The organism is Streptomyces sp. NPDC058459, from assembly GCF_042721685.1.
In the GTDB taxonomy this organism is placed as follows: domain Bacteria; phylum Actinomycetota; class Actinomycetes; order Streptomycetales; family Streptomycetaceae; genus Streptomyces.
In genome coordinates this window covers 15,342-34,017 of record NZ_JBHXLV010000029.1, presented here as the reverse complement: position 1 = coordinate 34,017, position 18,676 = coordinate 15,342, and the positions used below count along the sequence as shown (strand labels likewise).

Annotated in this window: 18 protein-coding genes; 2 read left to right on the top strand and 16 right to left on the bottom strand. The window is 74.3% G+C overall.

Annotated features, from left to right (window positions below; genetic code table 11):
- Positions 1–2 precede the first annotated feature (2 nt).
- Complete coding sequence (locus ACFWN1_RS08660; protein ID WP_384359389.1) at positions 3–824, top strand: EI24 domain-containing protein; 822 nt, start codon at positions 3–5, stop codon at positions 822–824.
- A gap of 152 nt (positions 825–976) precedes the next feature.
- Here ACFWN1_RS08660 and ACFWN1_RS08655 read toward each other — a convergent pair whose 3' ends face one another.
- Both ACFWN1_RS08655 and ACFWN1_RS08650 read right to left on the bottom strand, forming a co-directional pair.
- Complete coding sequence (locus tag ACFWN1_RS08655; RefSeq protein ID WP_384359388.1) at positions 977–1,948, bottom strand: aldose epimerase family protein; 972 nt, start codon at positions 1,946–1,948, stop codon at positions 977–979.
- 15 nt (positions 1,949–1,963) lie between these two features.
- The gene (locus ACFWN1_RS08650) at positions 1,964–2,845 is read right to left on the bottom strand and encodes an SGNH/GDSL hydrolase family protein (RefSeq protein ID WP_384359387.1); all 882 of its coding nucleotides are present in this window, start codon (positions 2,843–2,845) and stop codon (positions 1,964–1,966) included.
- A gap of 266 nt (positions 2,846–3,111) precedes the next feature.
- On the opposite strand from ACFWN1_RS08650, the gene ACFWN1_RS08645 reads away from it, so the two are divergent.
- Positions 3,112–3,606, top strand: a complete 495-nt coding sequence (locus tag ACFWN1_RS08645; RefSeq protein WP_384359386.1) for a DUF3145 domain-containing protein — start codon at positions 3,112–3,114, stop codon at positions 3,604–3,606.
- An 82-nt stretch (positions 3,607–3,688) separates the two neighbouring features.
- Here ACFWN1_RS08645 and fabF read toward each other — a convergent pair whose 3' ends face one another.
- From fabF to ACFWN1_RS08575, 14 genes are all read right to left on the bottom strand, one after another.
- Positions 3,689–4,951, bottom strand: a complete 1,263-nt coding sequence (gene fabF, locus ACFWN1_RS08640) for a beta-ketoacyl-ACP synthase II (protein ID WP_384359385.1) — start codon at positions 4,949–4,951, stop codon at positions 3,689–3,691.
- An 83-nt stretch (positions 4,952–5,034) separates the two neighbouring features.
- On the bottom strand, positions 5,035–5,283 hold the full coding sequence (locus tag ACFWN1_RS08635; protein ID WP_225839890.1) for an acyl carrier protein: 249 nt from the start codon (positions 5,281–5,283) through the stop codon (positions 5,035–5,037).
- A gap of 91 nt (positions 5,284–5,374) precedes the next feature.
- Complete coding sequence (locus ACFWN1_RS08630) at positions 5,375–6,406, bottom strand: ketoacyl-ACP synthase III (protein WP_384359384.1); 1,032 nt, start codon at positions 6,404–6,406, stop codon at positions 5,375–5,377.
- A gap of 16 nt (positions 6,407–6,422) precedes the next feature.
- Complete coding sequence (locus ACFWN1_RS08625) at positions 6,423–7,361, bottom strand: ACP S-malonyltransferase (protein ID WP_384359383.1); 939 nt, start codon at positions 7,359–7,361, stop codon at positions 6,423–6,425.
- A gap of 89 nt (positions 7,362–7,450) precedes the next feature.
- A complete protein-coding gene (locus ACFWN1_RS08620; RefSeq protein ID WP_384359382.1) occupies positions 7,451–8,659 on the bottom strand; it encodes a PucR family transcriptional regulator in 1,209 nt (402 codons plus the stop codon).
- 152 nt (positions 8,660–8,811) lie between these two features.
- Entirely contained in the window at positions 8,812–9,645 is an 834-nt protein-coding gene (locus ACFWN1_RS08615) for a PIG-L deacetylase family protein (RefSeq protein ID WP_384359381.1), read from the bottom strand.
- On the bottom strand, positions 9,642–10,967 hold the full coding sequence (locus ACFWN1_RS08610) for a glycosyltransferase family 4 protein (RefSeq protein WP_384359380.1): 1,326 nt from the start codon (positions 10,965–10,967) through the stop codon (positions 9,642–9,644). The genes ACFWN1_RS08615 and ACFWN1_RS08610 overlap by 4 nt, the downstream gene beginning before the upstream one ends.
- On the bottom strand, positions 10,964–11,869 hold the full coding sequence (locus ACFWN1_RS08605; RefSeq protein ID WP_384359379.1) for a sugar phosphate isomerase/epimerase family protein: 906 nt from the start codon (positions 11,867–11,869) through the stop codon (positions 10,964–10,966). The genes ACFWN1_RS08610 and ACFWN1_RS08605 overlap by 4 nt, the downstream gene beginning before the upstream one ends.
- Positions 11,866–13,338, bottom strand: a complete 1,473-nt coding sequence (locus ACFWN1_RS08600) for a YcaO-like family protein (protein WP_384359378.1) — start codon at positions 13,336–13,338, stop codon at positions 11,866–11,868. Before ACFWN1_RS08600 ends, ACFWN1_RS08605 begins: the two co-directional genes overlap by 4 nt.
- Complete coding sequence (locus ACFWN1_RS08595; protein WP_384359377.1) at positions 13,335–14,165, bottom strand: MBL fold metallo-hydrolase; 831 nt, start codon at positions 14,163–14,165, stop codon at positions 13,335–13,337. The genes ACFWN1_RS08600 and ACFWN1_RS08595 overlap by 4 nt, the downstream gene beginning before the upstream one ends.
- Positions 14,162–15,301, bottom strand: coding sequence for a Gfo/Idh/MocA family protein (locus ACFWN1_RS08590; protein WP_384359376.1), 1,140 nt, complete (start codon positions 15,299–15,301; stop codon positions 14,162–14,164). The genes ACFWN1_RS08595 and ACFWN1_RS08590 overlap by 4 nt, the downstream gene beginning before the upstream one ends.
- Entirely contained in the window at positions 15,298–16,452 is a 1,155-nt protein-coding gene (locus tag ACFWN1_RS08585) for a class I SAM-dependent methyltransferase (protein ID WP_384359375.1), read from the bottom strand. The genes ACFWN1_RS08590 and ACFWN1_RS08585 overlap by 4 nt, the downstream gene beginning before the upstream one ends.
- Positions 16,449–17,417: a hypothetical protein gene (locus tag ACFWN1_RS08580; RefSeq protein WP_384359374.1), complete on the bottom strand. Its 969-nt coding sequence runs from the start codon at positions 17,415–17,417 to the stop codon at positions 16,449–16,451. The genes ACFWN1_RS08585 and ACFWN1_RS08580 overlap by 4 nt, the downstream gene beginning before the upstream one ends.
- On the bottom strand, positions 17,414–18,628 hold the full coding sequence (locus ACFWN1_RS08575; protein WP_384359373.1) for an inositol-3-phosphate synthase: 1,215 nt from the start codon (positions 18,626–18,628) through the stop codon (positions 17,414–17,416). Before ACFWN1_RS08575 ends, ACFWN1_RS08580 begins: the two co-directional genes overlap by 4 nt.
- Positions 18,629–18,676: the final 48 nt, after the last annotated feature.

Sequence of the window (18,676 nt, the reverse complement as noted above, 5' to 3'; positions counted from 1 at the left end):
CCATGCGCGATCTCGGGGTGGGGTTCCGTCATCTCCTCAACGGCCAGCGGTGGGTGGCCCAGCACGGCCGGCAGTACGGCTTCGGGCTGCTGCCCGGCCTGATCACCCTCGTCCTCTACGCGCTGGCGCTAATCGCGCTCGCCCTGTGGGGCACGGACGCCGTCTCCTGGGCGACCCCGTTCGCCGACGACTGGTCCAGCCCCTGGCAGGGCGCGTTCCGGGGCTTCCTCACCGTCGTCCTGTTCGCCCTCGGCCTGCTGCTGGCCGTCCTCACCTTCACCGCCGCCACCCTGCTGATCGGGCAGCCCTTCTACGAGAGCCTCTCCGAGCGCACCGACGCCGACGTCTCGCCCGACGGCAGCGCGCCCAGCTCCGGCCGGCCGATGTGGCGCGAACTGTGGATCTCGGCCCGCGACAGCCTGCGCGTCCTGGTGCGCGCCTGCGTGTGGGGCGTGCTGCTCTTCGCGCTCGGGTTCCTGCCCGTCGTCGGGCAGACCGTCGTCCCGGTCATCGGCTTCTTCGTCACCGGGTTCTTCCTCACCGAGGAACTCACCTCCGTCGCCCTCCAGCGCCGGGACGTCGACCTGCGCGCCCGCCTCGCCCTGCTGCGCTCCCGCAAGACGCTCGCCTGGGGCTTCGGCGTCCCGCTGGGCCTCGCCTTCCTGGTCCCCGTGGTCGCGGTGTTCCTGATGCCCGGAGCGGTCGCGGGCGCCACCCTCCTCGCCCGCGACCTGCTCGGCGAACCCCTCGCCGGGGAGCGGCCGGAGAGCGACCGGCCGGTCATCGCCCGCCCCCGCCCGGCGCCCGACAAGGCGAACTCGTGACACGTCCGTGAAAAGTTGGTACGAGAACCCGCCCGGACCCGCGAACCGGCGGCTCGGGCCGCCCCGCACGGATTACGGTCGACACCGGCCCCGGCCCCGGAACCTGACCTCCGGACCGGGGCCGGATACCGTCCCGGCGAGGTCCGGCCCGCTCAGCGCGTCCCGAAGCCGTACACCGTCTCCGAGCGGTACACCTCGCCCGGCTCCAGCCGCGTGGTCGGGAAGTCCGGGCGGTTGGGGGAGTCCGGGAAGCGCTGGGTCTCCAGCGCCACCCCCTCACCCGGCGCGAACGGCGCGCCCAGATGGTCGGCGGTGTACAACTGCACGCCCGGCTCGGTCGTGGCCACCGTCAGCACCCGCCCCGACGCGGGGTCGTGCAGCTCGGCCATCTCCTCGGCCGTCGCCGTGACGCCCTTGTCCAGCACGTAGTTGTGGTCGTACCCCGAGCCGATCTTGCGGGAGGCGCGGAAGTCGAAGCGCGAGTCCGCCACGTCCAGCGGTTCGCCCACCGGGATCAGGGTGTCGTCCACCGGCGTGTACCGCGACGCGGCCAGCCGCAGCTCCTGCCCGCCCGCCTGCCCCGAACCGCCCAGGTTCCAGTACGAGTGGTTGGTCAGGTTCACGACCGTGGGCGCGTCCGTCACCGCCTCGTAGGCGATCCGCAGCGCACCCCGCTCGTCCAGCGTGTACGTCGCGGAGACCTCCAGGCGCCCCGGAAAGCCCTCCTCGCCGTGCGGACTGACCCGGCTCAGCCGCACCCCGTGCGGTACCGGCTCCGCGTCCCACACGTACCGGTCGAAGCCGCGCTCACCGCCGTGCAGCGAGTTGGGCCCGTTGTTCGGCGCCAGCCTGTAGGTGCGCCCGTCCAGCGCGAAACGGGCGCCCGCGATCCGGTTGGCGTACCGGCCCACCAGCGCGCCCAGATACGGCCCCGGATGATCCACATAGCCCTCGACGGACGGGAACCCCAGCACCACGTCCGCCGTGCGCCCCGCCCGGTCCGGCACCTCGGCCGACTGCACGATCCCGCCGTACGACAGCACCCGGACCCGCACCCCACCGCGCCCGAGCGTCCAGCGGTGCACCGGGGTCCCGTCGGAAAGTGTGCCGAAAAGTTCGCCCATGTGGGAAACCTTAGGTCACGGTGCGCTCTGCGTGACCGTCCGGTAGGCGATCTCCGCGAGCCTCGCCTGCCCGTCCCGGCTCGGGTGGAACCAGTCCCACTGGCTCAACTGCCCGGTGCCGAAGCGGTAGTCGAAGACCGCGTTGCCGTCGGAGCGGCAGCGCTCGTCCTTCGCGCACACCTCGGCCAGCACCGCGTTGTACGCCTGCACCCGGTGCTGGACCGCCTGCCGGCGCACGGTGGCCGCCTCGGTCAGGTCGTCGGCACCGCGCAGCATGGAGGGGCAGACGCCCAGCTTCCACACCTCCTTGCCCAGCGGATCGGTCCGCCCCTGCGACCACAGCCGCAGCAGGTTCGGCACGCTCGCCACGTACACCTGGGTCCTCGGCAGTGCCTTGCGCAGCGTCGCCATCGAGCGCTCGAAGTCCGCACGGAAGTCCGCCACCGGGGTCATCGCCGACACCGAGGGCCGGCAGGCGTCGTTGGCGCCCACCATCACCGTCACCAGCTCGGGCCGGCGCGCGGCCGCATCGGCGACCTGGCCGGGCAGGTCGGCCATCCGGGCGCCGGTCACCGCGTAGTTCCAGCCCCGCTCGGCCGCGCCCCGCCGCCCCAGCAGCCGCACCGCCAGGCTGTCCACGCCGGTGTCCGCGCCCGTCGCCCACGACACCTCGGGGCAGTCCGCCAGCACCTGGCAGGCGTCGAAGCCGCGGGTGATGGAGTCGCCCACCGCCGCGACCGAGTCCGGGTGCGCGTTCCACACCGGGGAGGGCCTGGCGGAGGGGCGGGACACGCCCGTACCCCCGTCGTCGCTCCGGACGGCGTCACACCCGCTCGCCAGCACGGCCGCCGTCAGCACGGCGAGGACGGCCCGCGCCCGATGGCCTGGTCTCCGCATCCCCGCAGGTCTCCTCGTTCTTCCGCGCACCGACCGCCGGTGCGCCCACCCACTACAACGTGCGGGAGTTCCCGTCCGCCCCCGCTGGAACGGCACACCCCCGTACAAGCGTCCCCCTGGGTGAATGGCGAAGGTTTCCTGGCACCGGGACCGACGGTACGTCACACTCCTTGCATCCCCGCAAGGTAGCCTCGCCATCAGGGCGGCCGACGCGTCATGGCCGCTCGACCAGCCCGCAAGATGTCCCGCTCAGCCCGGAGGTTCCGGTGACGACACGTGGAGTTCTGTACGTGCACTCCGCGCCGCGCGCGCTGTGCCCGCATGTCGAGTGGGCCATCGCCGGGGTGCTGGGCACGCGCGTCAGCCTCGACTGGATCAGGCAGCCCGCCGCCCCCGGCACCTGGCGCTCGGAGTTCTCCTGGCAGGGCGAGGCGGCCACCGCCTCCAAGCTCGCCTCCGCGCTGCGCGGCTGGCAGCTGCTCCGCTTCGAGGTCACCGCCGAGCCCTCCGCCGCCGCCGAGGGCGAGCGCTACAGCTGCACCCCCGAGCTGGGCATCTTCCACGCCGTCACCGGCATCCACGGCGACATCCTCATCCCCGAGGACCGCCTGCGCGCCGCCCTCCAGCGCAGCCGCCAGGGCGAGACCGACCTGGAGGCCGAACTCGCCAAGCTCCTCGGCAAGCCCTGGGACGACGAACTCGAGACCTTCCGCCACGCGGGCGAGGGCGCCCCCGTCCGCTGGCTCCACCAGGTGGTCTGAGCCGCCGTGACGCGTCGGTACGCGAGGAAGGCCCCCACCGGTCGGTGGGGGCCTTCCCCGTGCTGTGCTCAGGTGCGTCGGATCAGACCGACCGGAACGCCAGTACCACGTTGTGGCCGCCGAAGCCGAACGAATCGTTCAGCGCGGCGATGCGGCCCTCGGGCAGAGCCCGCGGCTCGCCCACGACCACGTCCGCGTCGACCTCCGCGTCCAGCTCGGTGATGTTGATGGTCGGCGGAGCCTTGCGGTTCACCAGCGCCAGGATGGACGCGACGGACTCGATACCGCCCGCACCGCCCAGCAGGTGACCCGTCATCGACTTGGTCGCGGAGATGGCCATGTGGTCGACGTCGTCGCCGAAGACCTTCCGCAGCGCCTTGATCTCCGCCACGTCACCCTGGGGCGTCGAGGTCGCGTGCGCGTTGACGTGCACGATCTCGGCCGGCTTCAGGTCGGTGGCGTCCAGCAGGTTCTGCAGGGCCTGCGCGATGCCGTTGCCCGACGGCTCGGGCTGGGTGATGTGGTGCGCGTCGGCGGAGATGCCCTGGCCGATCGCCTCGGCGTAGATCCGGGCACCGCGCGCCTTGGCGTGCTCCTCGGACTCCAGCACGAGCACACCGGCGCCCTCACCGAGCACGAAGCCGTCACGGCCCGAGTCGTAGGGGCGGGACGCGCCCTCGGGGTCGGCGTTGTTCTTGGACATCGCCATCATGTTGCCGAAGGCGACGATGGGAAGCGGGTGGATGGCGGCCTCGGTACCACCGGCCACGACCACGTCCGCACGCCCGGTGCGGATCATCTCGATCGCGTACCCGATGGCCTCCGCGCCCGAGGCGCAGGCCGAGACCGGGGTGTGCACACCGGCGCGGGCACCCAGCTCGATACCGACGTTGGCCGCCGGCGAGTTGGGCATCAGCATCGGCACGGTGTGCGGGGAGACACGGCGTACGCCCTTCTCCTTCAGTACGTCGTACTGGTCGAGGAGGGTCGTGACACCGCCGATGCCGGAGGCGATGACCGCGCCGAGGCGGTCGGGGTTCACGGACTGGTCCTCACCGGCCCTGGCGGTGAAACCGGCGTTCTTCCAGGCCTCCTGGGCGGCGATCAGCGCGAACTGCGCGGACCGGTCCAGCTTGCGGGCCTGCGGCCGGGGGAGGATCTCACCCGGCTCTACGGCGATCTGCGCGGCGATCTGGACCGGCAGCTCGGCCGCCCACTCCTGCGGGAGGCGGCTGACGCCGGACCGGCCGGCCAGCATGGCCTCCCAGGTGGAAGCTGCGTCGCCACCCAGCGGTGTGGTTGCGCCGATACCGGTGACGACCACGGTGCGATTGGTCGGGCTCACGGGAATTCTTTCTCCAACAGATGCGGGATCTACGGCGCCACCGCCGGGTGGCGGGGCCTAGCAGCCTATGGCCGAGGGGTGACTCAGCCCTGGTTCTTGAGGATGTAGTCGGTGGCGTCACCGACGGTCTTGAGGTTCTTGACGTCCTCGTCCGGGATCTTCACGTCGAAGCGCTCCTCGGCGGCGACGACGACCTCGACCATGGACAGGGAGTCGACATCGAGGTCGTCCGTGAAGGACTTGTCGAGCTGGACGTCCTCGGTGGGGATGCCGGCGATCTCGTTCACGATCTCGGCAAGGCCCGCGACGATCTCTTCCTGGGTGGCGGCCATGTCAGGCGCTCTCCTTCTTCGATTTCTTCGGTGTTCAGACAATTGACGGCATTCTTCCCCGCGTCGGACCTGATGGTCCGGCACGGAGTGCCTAGGGGAGGGTAACGACCGTGGCGGCGTAGACCAGACCCGCCCCGAAACCGATGACGAGCGCCGTGTCGCCGCTCTTGGCCTCGCCGGTCGCCAGAAGCCGCTCCATCGCGAGCGGGATCGACGCGGCCGAGGTGTTGCCGGTGGTGCGGATGTCACGGGCGACCGTGACATGATCCGGCAGCTTCAGAGTCTTCACCATCGAGTCGATGATCCGCACATTGGCCTGGTGCGGGATGAAGACGTCCAGGTCGTCCGAGGAGATCCCGGCCGCGTCCAGCGCCTGCTGGGCGACCTTCGCCATCTCGAACACGGCCCAGCGGAACACCGCCTGGCCCTCCTGCGTGATCGCGGGGAACTTCACGTTCCCCGCGCTGTCCAGGGGGAGCCGGGAGACGTCCCCGGCCGCGAAGTGGTCCCACGGCACGGTCTGCTTGATGGTGCCGGCCTTGTCGCCCTCCGAGCCCCACACCGTGGGGCCGATGGCGGGCTCCTGGGACGGGCCGACCACGACCGCGCCCGCGCCGTCGCCGAACAGGAAGGCCGTCGCGCGGTCCTCCAGGTCGGTCAGGTCGCTGAGCCGCTCCACACCGATGACGAGCACGTACTCGGCGGAACCCTCCACCACCAGGCCCTTGGCCAGGGTCAGGCCGTAGCCGAAGCCCGCGCAGCCCGCCGAGATGTCGAACGCGGCGGCCTTGTCGGTGCCCAGCTTGTCCGCGATCTCCGTGGCCACGGCCGGGGTCTGGCTGAAGTGCGACACGGTGGAGACCACCACGGCGCCGATCTGCTCGGCGGCGATGCCCGAGTCGGCGATCGCCTTGCCGGCCGCCTCGATCGACATCGCGGCGACCGTCTCGTCCGGGCCCGCCCAGTGCCGGGTCTCGATGCCGGAGCGGGAACGGATCCACTCGTCGGAGGAGTCGATCGTCTCCAGGATCACCTCGTTGGGCACCACCCGGGTCGGGCGGTAGCCACCGACCCCGAGGATGCGCGCGTACGGGGCGCCCTTGCTGGGCTTGATCTTCGCCATGGGGATGGGCTCCTTGTCAGGCGCCCGCCGCGTCAGCGGCAGGACTCGCGGTCTCGGCGATGAGCGCGCGCGCCGCGTCGAGATCCTCGGGGGTCTTCAGGGCGAGCGTCCGTACACCGGGCAGCGCGCGCTTGGCCAGGCCGGTCAGCGTGCCGCCCGGACACACCTCGATCAGCGCGGTGACGCCCAGTTCCTTGAAGGTCTCCATGCACAGGTCCCAGCGGACCGGGTTGGCGACCTGGCCGACCAGCCGCTCCAGCACCTCGGTGCCGGACGCGACCGTGCGGCCGTCCTTGTTGGAGACGTAGGTCAGCTTCGGGTCCGCCGGAGCCAGCGAAGCCGCGGCCTTGACGAGCGTCTCGACGGCGGGCGCCATGTGACGGGTGTGGAAGGCACCGGCCACCTTCAGCGCAACGACCTTGCGGACGCCCTCCGGCTTGTCCTCGTTCAGCGCGGCCAGCTGCTCCAGCGTGCCCGCGGCGACGATCTGGCCCGCACCGTTGATGTTGGCCGGGGTCAGGCCCAGCTTCTCCAGGTGCGCTACGGAGACCTCGGGGTCGCCGCCGAGCAGCGCCGACATGCCGGTCTCGGTGATCGCGGCGGCGTCGGCCATGGCCAGACCCCGCTTACGGACCAGGTTCAGGGCGGAGACATCGTCCAGCACCCCCGCGAGGACGGCGGCGGTGATCTCGCCGACACTGTGCCCGGCGACCGCGCCCGGCGCGATGTCACCCAGTGCCGCGGCGGACAGCAGCCCGGCCGCGACCAGCAGCGGCTGCGCCACGGCGGTGTCGCGGATCGCGTCCGCGTCTCCTTGCGTCCCATAGTGGACGAGGTCCAGTCCGATGGCGTCGGACCACGCGGCGACGCGGTCGGCGGCACCGGGGAGTTCGAGCCAGGGGGTCAGGAAGCCGGGCGTCTGGGCGCCCTGGCCGGGAGCGACGAGTACGAGCACTCTCACACTCTCTCTTGGAGACGGCCGATGCCGCCCGTGGGGACAAGGACGAAGAACACGGAAGGCTTTTGTGGGCCCCCGACAAAAGGCTAGGGCTGGGACTCCCCATCGGTGAGCCGCCCCAGGATCAGGGCGATCCGCAGCGTGAACGCGGATCGTACATCGGAGGGCGACCAGCCGGTGACGTCAGTCACACGTCGGAGCCGGTAGCGCACGGTGTTCGGGTGAACGAAGAGCATGCGCGCCGCGCCCTCCAGACTGCTCGCCTGTTCCAGGTAGACACTCAGAGTCTCCAGCAGCGCCGAGCCCGCTTCCTCCAGCGGTCTGTAGATCTCCTCCACCAGCTGCTCGCGCGCGCTCGGATCACCCGCGATGGCGCGCTCCGGAAGCAGGTCGTCCGCCAGCACCGGCCGGGGCGCGTCCTGCCAGGCCGTACACGCCTTCAGCCCCGCCGCCGCGGCCTGCGCGGACCGGGTCGCGGCCTGGAGGTCGTGCATGACCGGCCCCGCCACCACCGGCCCCGGCGCGAACGGCCCGATCAGCGACTTGGCCACGGTCAGCGGCTGCACCGAGCTGCCGCCCGCGATCACCACCAGCCGGTCCCCGAGCACTCCGGTGAGCACCTGGAGCTTGGCGTGCCGGGCGGCCCGCCGGATCGCCTCCACGGTCAGCTCGCTGTCCCCGTCCGGGGCGGTGCCGAGCACCACGCAGACGTGCTCCGGCGAGTTCCAGCCCAGCGCGGCCGCCCGGCTCACGGCGCCCTCGTCGGCCTCACCGCTGAGCACCGCGTTCACCACCAGGGACTCCAGCCGGGCGTCCCAGGCACCGCGTGCCTCGGCGGCCTGGGCGTAGACCTGGGCGGTGGCGAAGGCGATCTCCCGCGCGTAGACGAGCAGCGCCTCACGCAGCACGCGCTCGTCGCCTGGCGCGGCCACCTCGTCGATGGCGCTCTCCATGACCTCGATGGTGGTGCGCACCATCTCCACGGTCTGGCGCAGCGTGATCGCGCGGGTCAGCTCGCGGGGCGCGGTGCCGAAGACGTCGGTCGAGATGGCCTGGGGTGCCTCGGGGTGCCGGAACCACTCGGTGAAGGCCGCGATGCCGGCCTGGGCCACGAGCCCGATCCAGGACCGGTTCTCCGGGGGCATGGCCCGGTACCACGACAGGGTGTCGTCCATCCGCGTGATGGCCTGCGCGGCGAGACTCCCGGAGGACTTCTCCAGCCGCCGCAGGGTCGCGGGGTGCGGGTGGACGACGTGTACCGCGGGGTCGCTGTCGTGGGATTCGGGTTCGGGCACGGGGACAAGACTGCCTTATCGGGACGCGCGCCTGTGCCGCCGGGTCCTCCCCGGCCCTCCGCACGGCTGGACGCCGGCACGGGACCCCACCCGGCGGCACGATGCCCGCTGGCCGGCGACGACGATCAGGTCCCCCGCCGCGAAGCCGACGATCAGGTGCCCTGCCGCGAAGCCGGGGTCCGGTCCGTGTACGCGAGTGCCCGCAGATGCGCCGCGGCCTGCCCTCCCGCGAGGAGCCGCTCGGCGTGGCGTGCCGGGCCCGCCGCCGCGACGGCGTCGCCGCGCGCCGCCGCGCGCACCGCACCGGGTACGTTCTCCTCGCCCCCGAACTGGAAACCGAGTTGGGTGGCGTAGGCGAGGACCGCGTCCACCTTGGCGGTCAGATGCTCCGTCACGTCGAGGGACACCTCCGTGAGAGCCGCCGTCCGGCGCACCGTGTCGTCGGGCCGGGCGTCGGGGCACCGCACGGCGTACGGTGCGTCCCGCCACAGCGCCAGCCGGGGCAGCACACCGCTGGCCAGCAGGGCGCGGGTGGTCAGCCGGTGGTCGACGTGCGCGCCGAGGGCCTGCGGCCCCAGCACGAGGTCGGCGTCGCGCAGCAGGGGCCGCAGGTGCGCGGCCAGCGCGTGGGTGAGGCCGTCCTCCGGGAGCGGGTCCCCGAAGAGCGCCACCGGGCTGTGGTAGCCGCGGTGCGGGGCCTCCGGCAGGGGCAGGTGCACCGGCCGCCGGGTGCCGAGCCGCCGCTGCGCCTCCCGGTCCTCGGCGCGCCGCAGGGCCATGTAGTCGATGTCCGCGCCGAGTCCCTTGTCGAGCTGGGTGCTGAGGGCGAAGCCGGTGGGGTCGGGCACCGAGGCGGTGAAGCAGGTGACGACGCGGACCCGCCAGCCCGCCGCCACCAGCGCCCGCAGGGTGCCGCCGGCGGAGAAGACGGCGTCGTCCAGATGGGGGCCGACGGCGAGAGCCGTGCCCGGACCGGCGCCGGTCACAGCAGGTGCGGGGCGAGGCGGAAGCGGCACACCGAGCCGGCGGCGGCCCGCGCCTGCCGGAGCCCGCCGGGGTCGTCGCCTTCCGGGGCGGACGCCACCGCGCCGCCCGTGCTGCCGGTGCTCCGGGTGTCCCGTGCCGTCCCCGGTACGGTGACGGACCGGTAGACGTCGGTGATCCGGGCCGCCGCCACGGGCCAGGACCAGCGGGTGCGTACGTGCTCCAGCGCGGTGGCGGCCAGGCGGGTGCGCAGGGAGCCGTCCGCCAGCAGCCGGTCGACGGCGTCGGCGAGCCCGGCGGGGTCGCGGGCGTCGGTGAGCAGGCCGTTGACGCCGTCCTCGACGCAGTCCACGACTCCGACCACGCGGGTGGAGACCACGGGCAGGCCGGTGGCCATGGCCTCCAGGATCGTGTTGGAGAACCCTTCCGCCCAGGTCGGGCTGACGAACAGGTCACCGCCGCGGTAGACCGCCGGCGCCCGGTCGTACGGCACGGGGCCGGTCACCTCGACGAGCCCGCTCGGGCCCGTGGTGCGGGCCAGCTCCCGCACCGCCTCCAGGTCGGGCCCGGCCCCGGACATCGCCAGCCGCAGGCGGCGGCCCCGCGCGGCGAGCAGGCGTACCGCCTCCAGCAGGTCGAACACGCCTTTGCGGCGGTCCATGCGGCCGTGGTAGAGCAGCACCGGCGGGTCACCGAGGTCGCCCGGGGTCCGGTCGGGGCGCGGGTGGAACAGGCGGGTGTCGGTGGCGCCGTCGACGACGGTGAAACGGCCGGGTGGCAGGTCATGGCGGGCGGCTACCTCGCGGGCGAAGGACGGCGAGCCGATGAGCAGCGCCGGAGCCTCACGGAAGACGCGCCGGATCGCCACGCGGTGGTCGTCGCAGCAAGTGCCCACCCAGTGCCCGTCGCCGCCCTGGACGGAGACCACGGCCGGCACCCCGGTGAGCGCCGAGGCGTCGAGTGCCGCCAGCCCCGTCGGGTAGCCGTACTGGGCGTGGACGACGTCCAGCGGGGCACGCCGGTGGCAGTCGAGCACGGCGTCGCGCAGCGCCGCCACGTCCGCCTCGAAGTCGGCGGGCCGGCCGCGGGTGACGGCCTGTTCACCGAGCGCCTCCACCGCCGCCACCCGCACCCCGGCCGGTACCCGGTCGGCGGGGGGCGGGCCCCCTCCGTAGACGGCGCGGCCCTCGGGGTCCCCGCGGTACTGCGAGACGAGCGTCACCTCGTGGCCGTCGGCGACCAGGTGCCGGAGCAGGTTCTCGGCGTAGGCGCTCATGCCGGAGACCGCGGGCCAGTAGCGGCGCGAGACGAAGCAGATCCTCATCGCCCCTCCACGGTCGCGGCCGGCCGCGGGGCTCCGGCCGCGTGCTCGGCGGCGCGCAGGGCGGCGAGCGCACCGGGCACCAGGGTGTCGGCCCGGTGCGCGTCGCGGGACAGCTCCAGCGACACCAGGCCCCGGTGGCCCACGGTGCGCAGCGCGCTGAGAACGGCGGGGAAGTCCATGTCCCCTTCTCCGGGCGCGCGGTGCTCGTGGCGGCCACGCGGCATGTCCTCCACGGCGACCGCGCCCAGCGACGCCCCGTACCGCAGCACCGCCTCGTCCGGCGCCAGGTCTCCGGTGACCAGGCAGTGACCGGTGTCCAGGGCCAGCCGGAGCCCCGGCACGCGGCCGGCGAGCACCTCCCAGCCGGCGCAGTCCTCCACCAGCATGCCGGGCTCCGGCTCCAGAGCCGCCACCACCCCGCGCCGGGCCGCGTGGGCACAGACCTCGCCCACCCCTGCCTCCAGCCACCCCCACGCCGGGCCGCCCGGCTCCGCCGCCTGACCGGCGCGCGGCACGCCGGCCCAGAAGGAGACCGCCTCGCTGCCCAGCTCGGCGGCGATGTCCACGCAGGTCCGCAGGAACGCCACCCGCCGCGCCCGCCCCTCGGCGTCGGGCGTGATCAGGGTCGGCTCGTGCTTGCGGCGCGGGTCCAGCAGGAAGCGCGCCCCGGTCTCGACGGTGGTGGCCAGGCCAAGCCGCTCCACCCGCCGCCGCAACTCCCGGGTGCGGCCCGGCAGACCGGGCGCGAACGGGTCGTGGTGGAGCACGTCCACGGTGAGGGCGACGCCGTCGTACCCGGTGTCCGCCAGCAGACCCAGGGCGTCGGTGAGGCGGTGCGAGGTCATGCCGTTGGTGTTGTAGGCGTAGCGCAGCGCGCGGCCGGCCTCCTCGGTGATGGTCATCGTCCCTCCGATACACGTACGACCGCGTGGCGGTCCGGTTCGCGGTAGAGCGGATACAGGTCCCCGACCATGCGGTCGGCGAGGGCGGTGTCGAACCAGGCGGCGCCGCCCAGCAGTTCGGCCTCCCGCTCGGTGAGGAGCACCGGCAGCGCCCCCCTGTGCGGCGGCGCTCCCGGCCCGGCAAGGCCGAGTCCGCGCTCCAGCAGCCGCCGCACGCCCCGGCCGCCGATCCGGTGGTACGACATGGTCTCCACCTCCAGGCCCGGCACCAGCACCTTCACCGCGTGCACCCCGTCCCCGTGGGCCATGACGGCGAGGACATCGAACTCGGCGAGCCGGTCCAGCAGTTCGGCGAGCAGCGCCTCCGGGTCGGTCAGCGACCCGGGCGGCACGGTCGGCAGGGCGGAGAACGGCACCGAGGAGCGTTCGGCGAACACGGTGGGTGCCAGCAGCGCGGCGAGCGCCGGCGCGGACAGCCGGGTCCACGCCGTCATCGCGGCCAGGGCACGCGGCTCCTGGGGCGCGACCGGCACGGAGAGTTCGCGGTCGAGGTATCCGGCGGGGGCCAGCCGCTCCGCCAGTTCCAGGGGACCGTGGGAGAAGACCTTGCGGGCCCGCGAGTTGGTGTACTCCAGGAGTGCCTTGCGCAGCGCGGTCTCCCGGTCGGGGTGGGCGGCCTCCCCGCAGGCGGTCAGCAGCAGCGGTGAGGCGTCCGGGTCCGAGTCGACCCCCACCACGTGCAGGCCGGCCATCCGGAACTGGTCGTCGGCGAGCTTCACCACCACCCGCACGCCCGCGGCGTCCAGGTCGGCCAGTACGGCACGGGAGACGGGGTCGCGAGCCGCGTCCGTGTCGATGACGACGCCTCGGTCCATCGCCCGGTGCGCCGTGGCGTTGCCGTCGCGCTGGATGAGCTCCAGCAGGCCGTGGGCGAGGGCCCGCGCACGGGTGTCCCCGGCGCCCAGCCCATTGGTGACGGGGGTGATCAGCCAGCCCGTACCCGGCGGCGGGTCGGCGGTGCGGCCGTCGCACAGCGCGAACTCCAGCGGGACGAGCACCTCCTCACCGGTCCGTATCCGCTCGGCCGCCACCCAGGTGAGGGGCTGGTCCGGCCGGTGGCCGGAGCCCGCCTCCAGCACCAGCGACACCGGGTCGGCGACGCGGTCGGCGCCCCGCTCGGCGACCAGCTCGCGGTAGGAGCCGTGGACGCGGGCGGCGGTGGTCAGGTGGCGGGTGAGCAGGACCCCTTCGGCCAGCTCGCCGAGTGCCCCCAGCAGGGCGGCGTCCTCGTCGGCCCCGTAACCGCAGCCGTTGCGGCGCAGGGGTGTGGGGAGTGTGGAGTCGGTGTGCTCCACCGAGATGGCCGGGCGGCCGAGGCGGTCGGCGGGCCCCATGTCGAAGGGGATGCCGCAGCCGGGGGCGACCGCCGCGCGGTACGCCTCGGCGACGGCGAGGGACGACGGGCTCATGAGCGGCTCCCGAGGGGCAGGGCGTCGGTGTGGGCGCGGCCTTCCAGCAGCCGGTCGATGAGGTGCAACACATCGGCGGTGGTGACCGGCGCCGCGTACTCGAAGGGGGTGGCGATCGCCGTGAACGCGAGCGGCGCGAGGATCTCCCGGTAGCGGCTCAGCTCCGCCCGCGACAACGGGATGCGGGCGTGGAACGCCTTGTGGCAGGACAGGCCCACGGCCCGTCCGGAGGCGTCGAGTTCGGGTTTCAGCGCGTCCCCGCAGAACAGCACGCCGCGGCCGGCGTCGTGCAGCACGCAGTGGCCGGCGAAGTGCCCGCCGGTGCGGTGGACCGTCAGCCCCGGCGCGATCTCCATGCGCTCGTCGACGGGGCGGGTGACCCGGAAGGTCTTGGTCCAGGTCAGGTCCTCGGTGCCGACGACGACGTCGGGGGGCGCGAAGTGGTCCTGGAGCTGCCAGAGCGCGCCGTAGCCGTGGACGTGGCTGGAGCCGAGCACGGCTACGCCGCCGAGCCGCTCGATCCTCCCCAGCGCCTCGGGCCCGTAGTGTCCGGTGGCCTCCCAGCAGACGTTGCCGAGTCCGGTCTCGATCAGCCAGCCCACCGAGCCCAGGCCGAGGACCGGCCGCGTGGAGAACTCCGTCACCCCCGGCAGCACCCGGCGCCACACGGTGCGGTGCGCGGCGGCGACGTCCGGTTCGGCGCGCAGGTCCCACCCGTCCTCGGGCAGGGCGTTGCGCACGTCGGAGCAGACGGGGCACGACGGGGGAGGGGCGAACCACCGCTGCCAGTGGCCGCAGTGCGCACAGGTCCACAGGGACAGGGTCATGGCGACGTGCCCTCCGACTCCAGGACGTGGTGTCCGTGTCCGGCACGCTCCGCGGGACGTTCCGCCTCCGCGAGGGCGGCCAGCAGCATCCGGTGCAGCATCAGGTCCCGCTCCAGCGGCCAGGCCCAGCGGCGGCCGGTGTCCGCGGGGCCGGCCATGACCGCCGCGGAGAACGCCCGTACCTGCGCGGTGAACGGCGAGGTGACCGCGTCGAACGGCACCTCCGTGACCCGCCCGGCGGCGTCCCGCAGCTCCAGGCGGCCCCCCGCCTCCTGGCCCATGGTGTCGGTCGCCGTCAGCTGCCCGTCCGTCCCGACGATCTCCAGGCGCCGGCGCGGCAACCGCTCGCGGGTGTTGTACGACACGTGCGCCGAGACCAGCACCCCGTCACCCGTCACCGCGGTCAACAGCCCCCCGTCGTCCACCGGGTAGCGGTGCACCCGCCGCTGCGGCACCACCGACAGCCGCACCGTGTCCCGCCCCAGCACCTCTCCGGCCAGGTCCAGCACGTGCGGGGCGAGGTCCAGCACGGCCCCGCCGCCGGCCCGCGCCGGGTCGGCCCGCCAGTTGTCGTACCCGCCCGCCCGCTCACCGGGCGGGGACCACTCCGGCGGCAGCCAGCAGCCGTAGACGATCCGTACCGCGGTGACCCGCCCGAGGCGTCCGGCCCGCACGAGTCGGCGTGCCACCCGGTGGGCCGGATGGAACCGCTGGTCGAAGGCGGTACCCGCGACGACCCCGGCCCGGCCGCAGGCGTCCGCCACGGCCGCCGCGTCCGCCACGCCCGCGGCGAGCGGCTTCTCGCACAGCACGGCGAGCCCGGCCCCGGCCGCCGCCTCGACGACCTCACGGTGGGCGTGGTTGGGGGTGGCGACGTACACGGCGTCGGCGCCGCCCCGCGCCAGCAGGGCCGCGGTGTCGCGGTGGACCGGCACCCCGCCGGCCGCGCGGGACACCGCCGCCGCGGCGTCCGCGTCGCGGTCGACCGCCGCCACGACACGGGCCCGTCCCCACGCGCCGGCCGCGCTCGCGCGCACCCCCGGCACGAAGTGGTCCCGGGCCACCCAGCCGCAGCCCACCACCGCCCACCGGCACACCCCGTCCGGCGCGCCGCTGCCCGGACGCCGGGCGCTCACCAGTGCTCCGGGAGGTCCACCAGCACACGCCGCCGGGCCAGTTCACCGACCTCGGGCGTCATCCGGCCGGCACGGGCGTCGGCGAGCACGGCGGCGGGCACCTCGATCCGCTCGGGGAGGTAGGCCATCGCCGGTCCGTACTCGCCGCGCCACCGCTCACCCGGCCAGACCAGGCGACCGCGGTCGTAGAGCGGGTTCAGCCGCAGCGGACGGCCCGCGGGCAGGTCGACGTCGCTGACGCCGCCCGGAGCGCGCACCAGCGCCACGGCCTCCTCGCCCGTCACCTCGCGCGCCTCCACCGGCCGGGGCGCGCGCCGCTCCAGGTAGGCGCGCGTCAGCTCCCCGTCGCCGTAGAGGACGCAGCCCGGCAGCAGGTCGCGCCAGGCCGGCGCGGTCAGCGGCAGTCCGGCGCTGGGCGCACCGGTGCCCGCCACATGGCAGTGCCCCAGCACGACGGCGCCGCCCGGCCCGGCGTGCCGCACGGCCCGGCGCACCACCGCCTCCTTGTCGCGGACGAAGTACAGGGCGTCGTGGCAGGCGACGTAGCAGTCGCCCCGCGCGGGCAGCGGCCACGGCCGGCTGATGTCGGCGCAGACCAGCCCGGCGGTGGGGCAGACGAAGCGGCGGGCCAGCCAGAGCTTGGCGAACACCACGTCCACTCCGGTCACCCGCCGGGCGCCGGCCAGCTCCAGCTGACGCAGCAGGTGACCGGCGCCGCAGGCGAGTTCGACCACCGGCAGGCCGCCCGGCGGGTGGTGGCGGGTGAGCGCCAGCAGGGCGAGCCACGACGGGTCGCTCCACCGGTGCAGGAAGTAGTCCCCCACCCGGCCCATGCCCAGCGCCGCCACCGCCCGGCGCATGGTGGTCGCCCACAGCGCCTGGCGCAGCCGCTCCCGGTGCGGCGGCTCCTCGTCCCACCAGTCGTCGCTGTCGGCGAGCAGGGCGAGCGCGGCCTCCTCCTCCGCACCCGCGGCCAGCAGCGCCACGGCGCGTTCCCGCAGCTCCTCACGGCCGGCCCGGAGCCAGGGGATGCCCTCCACCACCGGCCACAGCCGCTCCCCGTCGTCGAGCAGTCCGCGGCTCCAGGGCACCAGGGGTGCCCCGTTCTCCGGGCTCAGCAGCGCTCCGCGGGTCCCGCTCGCGCCGCTCACCCGAGCCCCGCCGCGTCCAGCACCGCGGTGTGGAAGGCCGACACCGGGGAGGCGTGCACCAGGTGCAGGTCGTCCAGCGCCGTGACCGCGCTGTAGGCCGCCGCCCGCTCGTGGTGCAGCACCTGAAGGATCCGGTCCAGGACGTCCGCCGCGTGGAAGGCCCGTGCGCTCGCGTCGTCGGCGGACCCCCGCCCCGCCAGCAGCCCGGCCAGCCTCTCGGCGAGGGCGCCCGGCATCCGCGCGAGCTGCTCGCGCGTCAACCGGTCCACGATGGCGGTCAGTTCGTCGCCGAGGAGCATCTCCCCGGCGAACCCCGCGTCCGGCAGCACCACGTTGTGCAGGTGGTGGCCGAGGCCCAGCAGGAACGCGTCCGCCGGGTCGGCGTCGAAGAGGTCGGCCAGGAGGGCGCCGTAGACGGCCACCGCCCAGCAGTGGTCGCCGTGGCTCTCCGGCGGCTCGGCCATCACCCGCGCCCGGCCCGGACAGGTCGCGCCCGCCCGTGGCTGGTCGCACAGCACCTCGGCGAACCGGGGTGCCACGCCGGACTGCCGGATGCCCTGCGACGCGGCGAGCGGTACCGCCGACAGCAGCCGCCCGAGCGTCCGCTCTCCGAGCGCCCCGGCGTGCTCGGCCACCGAGCGGCGCAGCACCGCCCGCGTCGCCCCGGGGCTCAGCCCGCACCGCCGCAGCACGCGCGCGTCCACGCCCGCCAGCCGGGCGCCGGCTACGGCCGCCGCGCACTCCCGGTCGGCGATCTCCCGCACCGGCGCGCCCCGCACCAGGTCGGCCCAGGCCCCGCGGAAGGCGCGCTCGGCGACCGAACCGCGCCAACCGGCGCCCCGCACCCGCTTCAGGTCGCCCACCTCGCGCAGTACCGGGACCAGGTGCGCGAGGCGGCCGGGCACCGTGTGCGACGGCGGGGCCGGCGGGGCCGGCGGGGCGGGGGACGGGTCGAGCACGTTCACCGCCGCGCGATCCCGGCGTCGAGCCACGACAGCAGCCGCCGCTCCTGCTCGTGCAGCGCGTGCTCGGGCTCGGTGCCGTCCGCGGTCATCGGGGCCTTGAAGAAGTAGCCCAACTGCTCCTGCACACCGCCTTCGCCGCGCCGGTGCGCCTCCGCCATGACCCGCACCAGTTCCAGCACCAGCGGGGCGGCGAGGATGGAGTCGCGGCACAGGAAGTCGATCTTCAGCTGCATGCGCCGGCCCAGGAAGCCGACGAGGTCGACGTTGTCCCACGCCTCCTTGGCGTCGCCACGGGGCCGGTAGTAGTCGATCCGCACGATGTGGTCCTCGACCGGGTAGCCGAGCATCGCGTCGAGCACCGATCCCTTGGTGCCGATCTTGCTGGAGAGCGAGTCCGGATCGTCCAGCGCCCTGCCGTCGCGGTTGCCCAGGATGTTGGTGGAGTACCAGCCCTCCACCCGCAGCGCGCGGGACCGCAGCGCCGGGGCGAGCACCGTCTTGATCATCGTCTGGCCGGTCTTGCCGTCCTTGCCGGCGACCGGCACGCCCTCCCGCTCGGCCAGCTCCACCAGCGCGGGGGCGTCCACCGACAGCGACGGGGTGAAGTTGACGTACGGCATGCCCTCCCGCAGGGCCGCGTAGGCGTAGACCATGGCCGGCCCGACCGACTCGTCGTCCTCGTCCAGCGCCCGCTCGAACGCGGCGGCGGAGGCGAGGGCGGGGCTGGCGGGGTCCGGCCACCGCTCGGTGGAGGCGAGGTTGACCACCACCACGGTGTCCAGGTTCTCCTCCGCCCGGAAGACCCGCAGGTCCTCCCGGAGCCGCTCGGCGCGCGCCCGCAGGCCGGCGACCGGCATCACGTTCGCCCCGGTGATGTTGCGGCAGTACTCCGGGTCGGCCACCGCCGGCCAGGGCCGTATCAGCTGCAACCGCGGCGCGACCGCCTCCAACTGCTCCTGCTCCAGCACCTGGTGCACCTGTGCGGCCTTGGCCAGGTCGTCCGGCGAGAGGTCCCAGCCGCCGAAGACGAGGCTGTCGTACGGCACCAGGTCGTCGCGTCCGGCGAGCGGCAGCCCGTCGGTCGCCGTCGTCCCCAGCCGCAGCGCCTCGACCCCCGCCACCGCGGTGCTCGCCACCGCGCCGCCCAGGCCGATGACCGCGACCCCTACCCGCCGCTGTCCGGGTTCCGCACGCTCCACTGTGTCCGCCATGAGGCGCCCCTTCGGTCGCTGTGCCCGGTTCTCACCCGTTCGCGGACG

Coding starts and splice junctions, on each gene's coding strand:
- ACFWN1_RS08595 (WP_384359377.1), bottom strand. CDS start 14,165: ATGACCCTGTCCCTGTGGACCTGTGCGCACTGCGGCCACTGGCAGCGG.
- ACFWN1_RS08600 (WP_384359378.1), bottom strand. CDS start 13,338: ATGAGCCCGTCGTCCCTCGCCGTCGCCGAGGCGTACCGCGCGGCGGTC.
- ACFWN1_RS08655 (WP_384359388.1), bottom strand. CDS start 1,948: ATGGGCGAACTTTTCGGCACACTTTCCGACGGGACCCCGGTGCACCGC.
- ACFWN1_RS08660 (WP_384359389.1), top strand. CDS start 3: ATGCGCGATCTCGGGGTGGGGTTCCGTCATCTCCTCAACGGCCAGCGG.
- ACFWN1_RS08630 (WP_384359384.1), bottom strand. CDS start 6,406: ATGGCGAAGATCAAGCCCAGCAAGGGCGCCCCGTACGCGCGCATCCTC.
- ACFWN1_RS08605 (WP_384359379.1), bottom strand. CDS start 11,869: ATGACCATCACCGAGGAGGCCGGCCGCGCGCTGCGCTACGCCTACAAC.
- ACFWN1_RS08635 (WP_225839890.1), bottom strand. CDS start 5,283: ATGGCCGCCACCCAGGAAGAGATCGTCGCGGGCCTTGCCGAGATCGTG.
- ACFWN1_RS08575 (WP_384359373.1), bottom strand. CDS start 18,628: ATGGCGGACACAGTGGAGCGTGCGGAACCCGGACAGCGGCGGGTAGGG.
- ACFWN1_RS08610 (WP_384359380.1), bottom strand. CDS start 10,967: ATGAGGATCTGCTTCGTCTCGCGCCGCTACTGGCCCGCGGTCTCCGGC.
- ACFWN1_RS08650 (WP_384359387.1), bottom strand. CDS start 2,845: ATGCGGAGACCAGGCCATCGGGCGCGGGCCGTCCTCGCCGTGCTGACG.